This window comes from Micromonospora orduensis, from assembly GCF_006228125.1.
Lineage (GTDB): Bacteria > Actinomycetota > Actinomycetes > Mycobacteriales > Micromonosporaceae > Micromonospora > Micromonospora orduensis.
In genome coordinates, this window is the sequence record NZ_VDFY01000093.1 from 1 (window position 1) to 11,515 (window position 11,515).

14 protein-coding genes and 1 pseudogene are annotated in these 11,515 nt (G+C 71.0%); 11 read left to right on the forward strand and 4 right to left on the reverse strand.

The features are described from left to right. The 6 genes from pcaH to FHG89_RS04970 all read left to right on the forward strand — a co-directional run. Window positions 1-672 (forward strand): protocatechuate 3,4-dioxygenase subunit beta (pcaH, locus tag FHG89_RS04945; RefSeq protein WP_139583142.1); only part of this gene is annotated, 672 nt, incomplete at its 5' end. After that, window positions 665-1,237, forward strand: a complete 573-nt coding sequence (gene pcaG, locus FHG89_RS04950; RefSeq protein WP_139583143.1) for a protocatechuate 3,4-dioxygenase subunit alpha — start codon at window positions 665-667, stop codon at window positions 1,235-1,237. The genes pcaH and pcaG, both read left to right, overlap by 8 nt. Further along, on the forward strand, window positions 1,212-2,552 hold the full coding sequence (gene pcaB / locus FHG89_RS04955) for a 3-carboxy-cis,cis-muconate cycloisomerase (protein WP_139583144.1): 1,341 nt from the start codon (window positions 1,212-1,214) through the stop codon (window positions 2,550-2,552). Before pcaG ends, pcaB begins: the two co-directional genes overlap by 26 nt. After that, window positions 2,549-3,328, forward strand: coding sequence for a 3-oxoadipate enol-lactonase (pcaD, locus tag FHG89_RS04960; protein ID WP_139583145.1), 780 nt, complete (start codon window positions 2,549-2,551; stop codon window positions 3,326-3,328). Before pcaB ends, pcaD begins: the two co-directional genes overlap by 4 nt. Further along, entirely contained in the window at window positions 3,325-3,705 is a 381-nt protein-coding gene (gene pcaC, locus FHG89_RS04965) for a 4-carboxymuconolactone decarboxylase (RefSeq protein WP_139583146.1), read from the forward strand. The genes pcaD and pcaC overlap by 4 nt, the downstream gene beginning before the upstream one ends. Beyond that, window positions 3,702-4,523 (forward strand): IclR family transcriptional regulator, encoded by an 822-nt coding sequence (locus FHG89_RS04970; RefSeq protein WP_244295164.1) that lies wholly within the window; start codon window positions 3,702-3,704, stop codon window positions 4,521-4,523. Before pcaC ends, FHG89_RS04970 begins: the two co-directional genes overlap by 4 nt. Here FHG89_RS04970 and FHG89_RS04975 read toward each other — a convergent pair. The 4 genes from FHG89_RS04975 to FHG89_RS04990 form a co-directional block, all read right to left on the reverse strand. Next, window positions 4,510-5,154 (reverse strand): DUF2306 domain-containing protein, encoded by a 645-nt coding sequence (locus FHG89_RS04975; protein WP_139583147.1) that lies wholly within the window; start codon window positions 5,152-5,154, stop codon window positions 4,510-4,512. The genes FHG89_RS04970 and FHG89_RS04975 overlap by 14 nt on opposite strands. Before the next feature lie 98 nt (window positions 5,155-5,252). Next, entirely contained in the window at window positions 5,253-5,915 is a 663-nt protein-coding gene (locus FHG89_RS04980; RefSeq protein WP_139583148.1) for a response regulator, read from the reverse strand. Then, a complete protein-coding gene (locus FHG89_RS04985) occupies window positions 5,912-7,051 on the reverse strand; it encodes a sensor histidine kinase (RefSeq protein WP_139583149.1) in 1,140 nt (379 codons plus the stop codon). Before FHG89_RS04985 ends, FHG89_RS04980 begins: the two co-directional genes overlap by 4 nt. 84 nt (window positions 7,052-7,135) lie before the next feature. Further along, window positions 7,136-7,966: a tetratricopeptide repeat protein gene (locus tag FHG89_RS04990; RefSeq protein ID WP_139583150.1), complete on the reverse strand. Its 831-nt coding sequence runs from the start codon at window positions 7,964-7,966 to the stop codon at window positions 7,136-7,138. Window positions 7,967-8,707: 741 nt separating this feature from the next. Between FHG89_RS04990 and FHG89_RS04995 the strand changes: the two genes are divergently transcribed. From FHG89_RS04995 to FHG89_RS05015, 5 genes and pseudogenes are all read left to right on the forward strand, one after another. Beyond that, window positions 8,708-8,902: a hypothetical protein gene (locus FHG89_RS04995; protein ID WP_139583151.1), complete on the forward strand. Its 195-nt coding sequence runs from the start codon at window positions 8,708-8,710 to the stop codon at window positions 8,900-8,902. Window positions 8,903-8,942: 40 nt separating this feature from the next. Further along, the gene (locus FHG89_RS05000) at window positions 8,943-9,449 is read left to right on the forward strand and encodes a hypothetical protein (RefSeq protein ID WP_244295166.1); all 507 of its coding nucleotides are present in this window, start codon (window positions 8,943-8,945) and stop codon (window positions 9,447-9,449) included. 262 nt (window positions 9,450-9,711) lie between these two features. After that, window positions 9,712-10,605 carry an inositol monophosphatase family protein gene (locus tag FHG89_RS05005; protein WP_244295168.1) on the forward strand — a complete coding sequence of 298 codons (894 nt, stop codon included), beginning with the start codon at window positions 9,712-9,714 and terminating at the stop codon, window positions 10,603-10,605. Between the two features lie 124 nt (window positions 10,606-10,729). Continuing rightward, window positions 10,730-11,068 (forward strand): annotated as a pseudogene (locus tag FHG89_RS05010) (IS5/IS1182 family transposase); the annotation flags it as partial. A 52-nt stretch (window positions 11,069-11,120) separates the two neighbouring features. Further along, window positions 11,121-11,306: a cation transporting ATPase C-terminal domain-containing protein gene (locus FHG89_RS05015; RefSeq protein ID WP_244295175.1), complete on the forward strand. Its 186-nt coding sequence runs from the start codon at window positions 11,121-11,123 to the stop codon at window positions 11,304-11,306. Window positions 11,307-11,515 lie beyond the last annotated feature (209 nt).

Sequence of the window (11,515 nt, forward strand, 5' to 3'; positions counted from 1 at the left end):
CCCCTGCTCAGCCCCGGCTACAAGTCGACAGTGGCGCGGGCGCCGAGACACCCACTGGTCTACCTGCCGCAGCGGCTGACCGAGATCACCGGGCCGTTGCTGGGGGAGGGGCGGCTCGGTGCGCTCGACCACGACCTGACCCGCCAGCACGACGGCGAGCCGCAGGGACAGCGGATCATCGTGCACGGGCGGGTCCGCGACGGTGACGGCCGACCGGTACCCCACACGCTTGTCGAGATCTGGCAGGCCAACGCCGCAGGTCGGTACCGCGACGCACGGGACACCTGGCCGGCGCCGCTCGACCCCCACTTCGAGGGGGTGGGCCGGGCGCTCACCGACGACCAGGGGCGCTACCGGTTCATCACCGTGCAGCCCGGCGCCTACCCCTGGCGTAACCACGACAACGCCTGGCGGCCGGCGCACATCCACTTCTCCCTCTTCGGCCGCGCGTTCACCCAGCGGCTGGTGACGCAGATGTACTTCCCGGGCGACCCGCTCTTCTTCCAGGACCCGATCTTCAACTCGGTCCGCGACCCGAAGGCCCGGGAACGGATGATCGCCCGGTACGACCACGCCAGCACCGCACCGGAGTGGGCGCTGGCGTACGAATTCGACATCGTGTTGCGCGGCCGGGAGAGCACTCCTTTCGAGGACGAGGACGACGATGAGTGAGCAGTTGGGCGTCATGCCCGCGCAGACCGTCGGGCCGTACCTGCACATCGGTCTGCGCTGGCCCGACGGCCCGTACGTGGTGCCCGAGGGCACGCCGGGCGCGTTCTGGATCAGCGGTCGGATTGTCGACGGCACCGGGACCCCTGTGGTCGACGCGATGGTGGAGAGCTGGCAGGCCGACCCGGAGGGCCGGTTCGACCATCCGGACGACCCTCGGGGTGCCCGGCCGCCCGCGCTCGCGGGTTTTCGCGGATTCGGGCGGAGCGAGACCGACGGGCAGGGGTGGTACCGGCTGCTGACCGTCAAGCCGGGTGCGCTGCCCGAGCCGGACGGCGGCACCGAAGCCCCCCACCTGACCCTGTCGGTCTTCGGGCGTGGGCTGCTGCACCGCCTCGTCACCCGGCTCTACTTCCCCGACGAGTCGACGGCGAACGCCGCCGACCCCGTGCTGCGCAGCGTCGACGCCGACCGCCGTGGCACCCTGCTGGCCAGTCCCGCCCCGGACGGGTTCCGGTTCGACATCCACCTTCAGGGCGACCATGAGACCGTCTTCTTCGCCCTCTGACGGCCTGCTCGGCGGCCTCTCCGGCGCCCCGGACGTCGACGCGCAACTCAGCGACCCGGCAGTGCTCCAGGCGATGCTCGACGTGGAGGCCGCGCTCGCCCGGGCCACGGCGGACGCCGGCATCGTGCCCGTACCGGCGGCCGAGGCGATCGCCGAGCAGTGCCGCGCCGAGCGGTACGACCCGGCGGCGCTCGGCCGGGCCGCCGACGCCACCGGCAACCCGGTCGTCCCGCTCGTGGGCGAGCTGACCGCGGCCGTGCCGGAGCATGCCCGAGCCTGGGTGCATTCCGGAGCGACCAGCCAGGATGTGCTGGACACCGCGCTGGTCCTGGTGGCGGTGCGGGCGCTCGGGCCGCTGCTGGCTCACCTCGATGTCGCCGTGGAGGCCGCCGCCCGGCTGGCCGACGCCAACCGGGACACCGTGATGGTCGCCCGGACACTCGGGCAGCAGGCGGCACCCAGCACGTTCGGGCTCAAGGCCGCGGGCTGGTTGACCGGTCTGGTCCAGGCCCGGGACCGACTGCGTCAGGCCCGCGCCGCACAGCCCGCGCAACTCGGTGGCGCGGTCGGCACCCTGGCCGCGTTCGGCCCGGCCGGTGCTGAGGTCACCGAGCGGTTCGCGGCGCACCTGGGCCTCCCGCCCAGCTCGCTGCCCTGGCACACCCGCCGTCAACCCTGGCTCGATCTGGCCGCCGCCCTCGGTGGGCTCCTGGTGGCCGCCGGCAAGATCGCGCTCGACGTCGGGCTGCTCGCCCAGAACGAGGTGGGTGAGGTCGCCGAGGGCGGCACCGGACGAGGTGGCTCCTCGGCCATGCCGCACAAGCGCAACCCGGTGGACTCGATCCTCGTCACCGCCGCGGCACGACGCGGTCCGGGTCTCGTCGCCACCCTGTTCGCCACGGCGGTGCAGGAGCACGAGCGGGCCGCGGGCGGCTGGCACGCCGAGTGGGAGCCGCTGCTCGATCTGCTGCACGTGACCGGTGGCGCCACCGCCCGGTGCGCCCGGATGCTGACCGGGCTCCAGGTTCGCCCGGAGCGGATGCGGGAGAACCTCGACGCGACCGACGGCCTCCTGCTCGCCGAGGCGGTCGCCGCGCGCCTGGCGCCCGCCGTCGGCCGTCGCGTCGCCCACGATCTGGTGACCCGCGCCGCCGCCGAACCCTCGTTCCGCGCCGCGCTGCTCGCCGACCCCGAGGTCCGCGCCCACCTGTCCGACACGGAGCTGGCCGAGGCGCTCGAGCCGTACCGCTGGCTCGGCTCGGCCGGCCGGTTCGTCGACCGCGCCCTGGCCACCGTCCGGGAAGCGGGCGGATGACAACCCGGTTGCACCTCACCGTCGACGGCCCGGCCGCCGCGCCGGTGCTGCTGCTCGGCAGCTCCCTCGGCACCGCCGCCGCGATGTGGGAACCCCAGGTGTCGGCGCTCGCCCAACGGTTCCGGGTCATCCGGTACGACCACCTGGGCCACGGCCGCTCGGCGGTGCCGCCCGGGCCGTACACGCTGGAACTGCTGGGCCGGGAGTTGCTGCGGACGCTGGACGACCTCGACGCGCCGTGGGTCCACTACGCGGGGCTGTCCCTCGGGGGCATGGTGGGCATGTGGCTCGCCACCTACGCGCCCGACCGGGTGCGGCGGCTGGCGCTGCTCTGCACGTCGGCGTCGCTCGGCCCACCCGAGCAGTGGCGGGCACGAGCTGCGACGGTCCGGGCGGATGGTCTGCCGGCGATCGCCGACGCGGTGGTGGCCCGCTGGTTCACCCCGACCTTCGCCGCCGCCCGGCCGGAGGTGGTCGCCACCCACCGCGCCATGCTGACCGCGACCTCGCCGGAGGGATACGCCGCCTGCTGCGAGGCGATAGCCACGATGGACCTCCGACCCGACATCGGCCGGGTCGCCGCGCCGACGCTTGTCATCGCGGGAGCGGACGACCCGGCCACCCCGGTGGAGCACGCCCGCGAGATCGTCGGACACATCCCACGGGCCCGGCTGGCGGTGGTCGACGCGGCGGCGCACCTGGCCAACGTCGAGCGACCCGAGCAGGTGTGCCGACTCCTGTTGGAACACTTCCACGAGGGACGTGGTGACGGATGAACGACCGCGAGCGGCACGAGGCGGGCATGACGGTACGTCGACAGGTGCTGGGTGACGCGCACGTGGACCGGGCGATCGCCGGCACGGACCAGTTCACCGCCGACTTCCAGGACTTCATCACCCGCTACGCCTGGGGGGAGGTGTGGAGCCGGCCGGGCCTCGACCGGCGGACCCGTAGTTGCGTCACCCTCGCCGTACTCGCCACCCTGCACCACGACGAGGAGTTGGCGATGCATGTCCGGGCCGCGCTGCGCAACGGGCTCAGCCCCGAGGAGGTGGCGGAGGTCCTGCTCCAGGTCGGCGTCTACGCTGGCGTACCGGCGGCGAACCGGGCGTTCAAGGTGGCCCGGGAGACCCTGCGGCAGGAGGCCGGGTGAGCGTGAGCGAGGAGGCGACGAGGTCGCCGGAGTTCGTTCAGTCGCTGGAGCGCGGCCTCGCGGTGATCCGGGCGTTCGACGGCGAACATCCGCAGCTCACGCTCAGCGAGGTGGCCAGACGGACCGGGCTGACCCGGGCCGCGGCGCGCCGGTTCCTGCTCACCCTGGTCGAGCTGGGCTACGTGCACACCGACGGCCGGCTCTTCTCGCTGCGGGCCCGGATCCTCGAACTCGGCTACGCGTACCTGTCCAGCCTGAGCCTGCCCGAGGTCGCGCAACGGCACATGGAGGCGCTGGTCGCGCAGGTGCGTGAGTCCTGCTCGGTGTCGGTGCTCGACGGTGACGAGGTGGTCTACGTCGCCCGCGTGCCCACCAAGCGGATCATGACGGTGGGGATCAGCGTCGGCACCCGGTTCCCCGCGTACGCCACCTCCATGGGCCGGGTGCTGCTCGCCGCGCAACCGGTGGAGTGGCTGGACGACTACCTCGCCGCCGCGCAGTTGCGGCCGCTGACCCGGCGCACCGTCACCGACCCGGCCAAGCTGCGCGCCGTCCTGACGAAGATCGCCGCCCAGGGGTACGCCATCGTGGACCAGGAGTTGGAGGAGGGGCTGCGTTCGGTGGCCGCGCCGATCCACGGCGAGAACGGGTCGGTGATCGCCGCGGTGAACGTCTCCGCGCACGCCAGCCGGGGGTCCTTCGAGATGATCCGTCGAGAGCTGCTCCCGCCGCTGCTGGCCGCCGCGAAGCGGATCGAGGAGGACATCCGGGGCGGCCTGAGCCGGTCACCGACGGCCGACGGGCTCAGCTCAGCTTGAGGGCCGGCGCGGTGACGACCCGGGCCGGACGGCGCAGGTACCACTCGGCCACCGCAAGGTTGATCAACCAGCCGGCGACCACCAGCCCGGCCCGGAGGTTCCCGTCGGGCTGCTCGCCGGTCGCGATGAGGTACGGCGCGTGGGTGAACGCCTGGGTGCCGGCGCCGAGGCCGATCGCGTAGCCGCGCACCATCCACCTGCGGTGCCGGGCGATGTCCCGGCGGAGCACGGCGGCGAGACCGACCAGGATCGAGCCGGCCATGGCCGAGCCGAAGACGAGCCGCATACCGGCGAGCACGTCGTTGTCATGGGCCGGCAGGTCGTACGCGACGGCCATCCACAGCCCGGTGAACGCGACCGTCAGCCCACAGGGGACGAGCACCCGGCCGGCCCGCCGGTGCCAGCCGTGCCGGCGCAGACGGGGTACGAACTGGAACGCGCCGAGGATCGTGTACACCACCGCGCCGACGATGTGCAGCACCACCGGCAGCGGATCGGCGACGAAGCGCGCGTTCGCCGCGGTGACCTCCGGTCCGCTGCCCAGCTCGGTGAGCCGCCCCGCGCCGGCGAGCATCGGTATCAGGCCCAGCAGGATCAACGCGGCCGGTAGCCGCCACTCGCGCATCGTCATGCCACCGATGGTGGACGCCGCACCCGCCCCCGCTCATCGGCAGATGGGCCGCGACCGGGTCGGCCCATGGTCGGACGCCGTCGTCGTACTTCCGCCGGTCACCAGTGCCTCCGACCGCGGTTGGTCTCGTACGCCCACATCGCCACCTCGACCCGGTTACGCACCCCCAGCTTGGTCATCAGGCTGGTGACGTGAGACTTGACAGTGCTCAGCGTGATGTACAGCTCGTCGGCGATCTCCTGGTTGGTGCGTCCCCGCGCGACGGCGACCAGGACCTGTTCCTCCCGGTCGGTGAGCGCCTCGATGGGCTGCTGGCGCGGCGTGGCCGGATCCGCGTCGGCGAACGCCTTCAGCAGCCGCGTGGTGACGCTCGGCGCGATCAGCGCGTCCCCGTTGGCGGCGGCGTGCACGGCCTGGCTGAGCAGGTCGGGACCGGCCTCCTTGAGCAGGAAGCCGCGGGCGCCGGCCCGCAGCGCCGCGTACACGTACTCGTCGAGGTCGAAGGTCGTGATGACGACCACCGCGAGCGGCTCCGGGACCGTCGGCCCGGCGAGCGCCCGGGTCGCCTCGATGCCGTCCATGCCCGGCATCCGGATGTCGAACAGACACACGTCGGGGCGGAGCCGACGGGCGAGCTCGACGGCCTGCCGGCCGTCGCCGGCCCCACCGACGACCTCGATGCCGGGCTGGGTGTTCAGGATGATGGTGAGGCCGGTGCGGACGATCTCCTGGTCGTCCGCCAGCAGCACGCGAACCGTCACGCGCCGACCCCCTCGCGCGGAAGCACGGCCGTGACGGTCCACCCACGGTCGGGGTTGGGGCCGGCCTCGCAGGTGCCGCCGAGCAGGTCGGCGCGCTCCATCATGCCCACCAGGCCGAAACCGGGCGAGCCGGTCGGGCGGGCGGCACCGGCCTCGCCGTCGTCGCTGACCCGCAGCCGCACCGACGTGTCGTCGGCCGCGACGCTGACCTCGATGCGGGTGGCGTGGCGCGCGTGGCGACGGGCGTTGGTGACCGACTCCTGGGCCAGCCGGTAGAGCGCGGAGCCGACCGTGGGCGGCAGGTCGCCGAGGTCGCCGCGCAGATCCACGTCGATCCTCGGCCCGGTGCGGAACTGGCCGGCGAGCCGTTCGATGTCGGCGACCTGCGGGTTGGGCCCCAGGTCGGCGGGCTGATCGCGGCGCAGGACGCGGACCATGGCGCGCATCTCGGCAAGCGCCCGGGACGCCTCGGCCTCGATGGTGTGCAGCGCCTCGACTGCGGCACCCGGCTGGCTCGCCGACGCGGCGATGCCGGCCTGGGCGCGGATCGCCATCGCCGACACGTGGTGGGCCACCGTGTCGTGCAGGTCCCGGGCGAGTCGTTCCCGCTCCAACAGCTTCACCTGATCGAGCTCGCGCAGTCGGGCGGCGGCGCGGAAGCGGATCGCGGCACCCAGCGTGGCGGCGGCGAACATCACCGCGAAGCCGGCGACCAGTTCGCCGCCGTCGATCGAGCCGACCAGGCCGGCGGCGATCACCTTGGCCACCACGAAGAACGAACCGAGCACGGCGTCCCGGCCGGAGCCCCAGCGGAACAGCGCGTAGGTCAGCAGGACCAGGAAGCTCGCCGTGAACAGCTGGCAGGGATCACCGGGCAGCACGTACGGGGCGACCGTCGTGCAGCCGAACGCGATCACCACCATCGGCAGCGGCCGGGTCCGCCGCCACAGGATCGTGGGCAGCAGCGCGAGCGCGACGACGACGCAGCCCACCCGCCACGGCAGATCGGGCCGGAAGATTCCTTCCACCACGATCGCCGGAGCGAGGACCACGATCAACGCCCAGTCGCGCCAGACCCGGGCCGGGGTGGGGGAGACCCGCGGCTCGGCCAACACCGCGTGCAGGCGAGAGTGCATGGGTTTCATCGTACGAACGGTGGTGCGACTCCAGATCGTCCCAAAGTACGACCGGGTGGGCGCGGTTGTTGGTCGACGGTTCGATTACGGGAGCTGGAGTTTGGCGCGGACGGCCGCGGCGTCCGGGTGGTCGAGGGCCGTGAGGATGTCCAGTGCCCGCTGCCAGTCGGCCCGGCCGGAGGTGGGGTCGCCGAGCGCGTGCCGGGTGTCGCCGAGCCGGCTGAGGGTGTCCGCCTCACCCCAGCGGTCGCCGAGATCGCGGGTCAGCTCAAGCGTGCGCTGGTAGCACTCCACGGCCCGGCCGTACTGGCCGAGGTGGTGGTGCGCGAAGCCGAGGCTGTCCCAGGTGGCGGCCCCGCCGGCGCGGTCGTCGAGTTGCTGGAGGAGTGCGAGCGCCTGCTCGCAGTACGCCAACGCCGCGAGGTGCTCGCCGAGCTGGGCATGGCACCGGCCGACCGCGTTGAGTGCGTCGGCCTGGGCCCTGCGGTGGCCGGCGGCCCGGGCCAGGACGAGGGTCCGCTTCGAGTGCTCAAGGGCCTTTCGCGGCTCACCCTGCCGGTCCCACAGCGAGGCGAGGTTCTGGTGCGTACGCGCCTCGCCCTCGGTGTCCCCAGCGCGGACGTACAGGTCGAGGGCCCTCTCGGGGTGGCCCAGCGCGTCGGTGTACTGGTTGACCACGGTGTGGGCGCCGGCGAGGAAGCGGTGCGCGACTGCCCGCGCGACCGGGTCGCCGAGACGCTCGGCGGCGCGCAGGGCCGCCCGGCAGGTCTCGACCAGGTCCTGCCAGTGCCCCTGGCGGTCCAGGAACGTGTCGAGGGCCCGCCCAGCCGCCAGGTGTGCGCGTCGAATCCGGCACCGGCGGCTTGGCGGAGTGCGGCGACGGTCAGCGGGCAGCTCGGCTCGATGATCTCCCACTCGGCGTCGGTGAGGTCAGACGGATAGCGCCGCACTCGATCCATGCTCGCCCATCGATCGAGCCGCCTTTATCGATCGGACCCCCTGTGCGACACGCCCGACCAAACCTGATCCCAAACGCGCACCAAGTGTCAGCGATTACAACGCCTTGTAGTTGGCCTTCTACCTCTTGCCGTGTCTTGTAGCAGCAGCTTCCTGGCGCCAGGCGGGGGAGCGAAGCAGAAGGGCGGCCGCGTTGATCTTGCGGCGTTCAACTTCGCACGAGTTTCGCGGAAGCCGGGCAACTAGAGCTCGCGCCTCGCGCAACAGCTCCCACGCGGCTGACTCTCGCCCGGCGCGCATCGCAGCGACGAGATTCGTCAGGTCAACGTTCAAGCGGTTCCGAACGGCGTTCTCTCTGTTTGGCAGCGGCCTGCGAGAGGACGGATCGCCAAGAGGATCGCGGGGAGGGCGCAGGTCCGACGTCAGCCCGCCGGAGGTGAGGTTTACGCGTCGCGATTTCATGCCACCTGCCTTGTTGAACAGACAGTTCCACTCCGCCTGCCGGTGCCAGGCAGGGCCAGGCCAGCGTACTGTCGCGCACGCGGGACCCTGCCGCGCGGTGCGTGAACCCGGGTTGGAGACGAGGACAACGACCCCAACGACCTGCTCGGCCGCCCGAACGGCTACACGTCCCGTGCCTCCGCCGACCTCCCCGGGGGTGACACCGAAGCCGACAAGTACGACATCGACCGCGGGCTTGTGATCGAGGCCTGGCCGACCGCCGAGGATGCGGACCGGCGGTCCAAGTTCATTCAGGACACGCTCAAGAGCATGCAGATTTTGGGCACCGAGTACCACTACCGGGCGGACCAGGGGCGGGTGCTGGTACGGGTGTCGGGCAAGGTGAAGCCGTCGCTGGCAAAGAAGGTCGAGACGGCGATGGCCGGGCTGTGACCCGATGGCCTGCGTACGGGAACGGGTGTAGCGTCGCGCCGTGCAAGCAGCTGCCAACCCTGATCTTCACGAGATGAGCATTCGGCAACTGCTCACGCTCTACTCCCGGATTCTCACCGAGCTGATCCGGCGCGGCGTTGTCAGGTCGCGCAACGCCCCTGCCGGCGATCTGGCTGAGTCCGTCGTTGCCAACGCCTACCGAGGTCATCTCGCGCCGCAGTCTGAGAAGAGCTGGGACGTGCGTGCAGCAGACGGCACCTTGCTGCAGGTGAAATGTCGAGTGATCGAGCCAGGCAGCCGGCGTACTGCCGTCTATTCGCCGATTCGCAGCTGGAACTTTGATGCCTGCGTCTTCGTCATCCTGGACAGCGTCACCTATGAGGTCCAACAGGCTGTCGAGGTTCCCGTCGACCAGGTCAAGGCTGCTGCCCGGGAGAGCTCGTGGGTCGCCGGGCACAGGGTTACCGTAGGCCAGGTCCGTGCGGGCTTTGATGGTGCAGTCGACGTGACTGACCGGCTTCGAGAAGCCTACGGGGCGATGGACTGAGCCTTTTCCAACCTGATCTTGCAGGTCGTAGCGGGTGTGTCTGCCTGATGGGCGATGGATACGATGCTTTAGGTAGGACAGTGGTCAACAAGACCCGAAGCCCCGGCCGGGAGCCTCGCCATGCTGTCCTACCCCGCCACGATCCCGTTGTTCAGCCGGGCCCTGAACCACTGGCCGAGCGCACTCGCAGCCACCGCAAGCAGCGCCGCCCTGGCTGATCTCGCAGCGGCGACACCTACGCCCGCGATTGCGGATGCCGGCGATGATCCTGGAGATGCCGGTGCACACGCAGCTGGCTACCTGCGTGCGTGGCCGCGCCCTAGGCATAATGGCGATCATGGAAAATGATCTATTGCTTGCTCGCCGTGCTGCTCTGACCGGCGCCGCAGTGGGTCTGCGGTACTTTGCAACCCTCGCTCAGCTTCCTCGGGAGCTCAAGTCGGACGGCAGCGTGGTGACGGAAGCTGATCGCGCTGTCGAAGCGGCTATCCGAGAGGTGTTAGCCGACGCGCGGCCCGACGATGCCGTCCTCGGCGAGGAGGGAGGGCAAAGCGGTCGGGGCGGGCGCCGTTGGATCGTTGACCCGATCGACGGGACCGCTCTGTTCATCGCTGGTGACGACCGGTGGCTGGTGCTCGTCGCGTTAGAAGAGGCTGGCGAGATCGTCGTCGGAGTGGCAGTGGTACCCGCTCAAGGGAGCATCTGGTGGGCGCAGCGGGGCGGCGGAGCATTCCGAGCGGACTTCTCCGGACCGACGGCGACCGACGAGCGACGGATCACCGTCGACGTTGATAGGCGGGAGGCCCTGCGCGGAAGTCGACTCGGCGTGATCCCCACCGACGACGAGCTCCTCCCGGCTGAACGCGAGATGATAGCGCCGCTGAGCGTCATGACATCGACCGTGCCGTGGAGCACCCACGCCGCGCTGCTAGTGGCGAGCGGGAAGTTGGACCTTGCCATCCAGGCTCGGGGACAGGTGTGGGACTACGCAGCCACCTCGCTCATCGTTGAAGAGGCGGGCGGGCGCTACAGCGGGCTCGACGGGCAGGCACAGCCCACCCCCGGGCCAGCTCTATTCGCGCGCAGCGGCCCCATGCATGCCGCAGCACTCGAAGTCCTCAGGGTCGGCGCTCATCCATCGACCGAAGGCCGTTGACCAACTTGTTCGATCTTCTGTCAGGTCGACGGGTCCGGCCAACCTGCCCGATGGGCGATGGATGCGACGCTCCAGGTAGGACAAGTATCGACCAAGACCCGAAGCTCCGGCCGGGAGCCTCACCATGCTCTCCTACCCCGCCACGATCCCATTGTCTAGCCGGACCTGAACCACCTCGCCGACCGCATCCGCAGCCACCGCAAGCAGCGCCGCTCGCGGTGGCGGCGTCTGGAGCCCGGCCGGCAGGCCCTGCTCGCCCTGGCCCATCTCCGCAACGGCGACACCCACGTTCGCCTCTCTGCCGGCTTCAAGGGTCGCCACCGCCTGGCGCTACGTCCAAGGAGCGATCACCCTGCTCAGCACATCCGCCGACGACCTGGACACCGCGATGCGGCGCATCCGCACCCTCGCCTATGCGATCCTGGACGGCACGCTGATTCCGATCGACCGCGTCGCCGACCAGAACGGACCGGGCCTCACTACGCTCCATCGGCCTGGCAAGCGATCGGCTCCTGCTGTGGGGAATCGCTTTCGAACTCGCGTTCGCCGCCGCCATCGTCACTGTGCCCCCGCTACAGGCGATCTTCGGCACCGCCCTGCCCGACCCCGCCATGCTCGCCATCCTGATCGCCTTCCCGCTGCTCGTCTGGGCACCGGACGAGCTACGTCGAGCAGTACTACGCCGGACCGGAAGGCATTGAGACTCCGCTAGCGGTGATCGACGTAGGGCGAACGAGCAGCCGTGAAGGATCAGATATCGGTCGCCTGGACGCCTCATCCTCCTGGGCGCAGCGTCCGATCTTGTGCGTACTACGGACGCCGTTTCAGTTCCCTGAGCGGGCGTCTCATCAGTCCGGCGGGTCGCTCGATGACCGGTTCCCCATCGCTGAACCCGACAGGTTTCCTATTC

Coding starts and splice junctions, on each gene's coding strand:
- FHG89_RS04975 (WP_139583147.1), bottom strand. CDS start 5,154: ATGACGATGCGCGAGTGGCGGCTACCGGCCGCGTTGATCCTGCTGGGC.
- pcaG (WP_139583143.1), top strand. CDS start 665: ATGAGTGAGCAGTTGGGCGTCATGCCCGCGCAGACCGTCGGGCCGTAC.
- FHG89_RS05005 (WP_244295168.1), top strand. CDS start 9,712: ATGATCCTGGAGATGCCGGTGCACACGCAGCTGGCTACCTGCGTGCGT.
- FHG89_RS04985 (WP_139583149.1), bottom strand. CDS start 7,051: ATGCACTCTCGCCTGCACGCGGTGTTGGCCGAGCCGCGGGTCTCCCCC.
- pcaC (WP_139583146.1), top strand. CDS start 3,325: ATGAACGACCGCGAGCGGCACGAGGCGGGCATGACGGTACGTCGACAG.
- pcaD (WP_139583145.1), top strand. CDS start 2,549: ATGACAACCCGGTTGCACCTCACCGTCGACGGCCCGGCCGCCGCGCCG.
- pcaB (WP_139583144.1), top strand. CDS start 1,212: ATGAGACCGTCTTCTTCGCCCTCTGACGGCCTGCTCGGCGGCCTCTCC.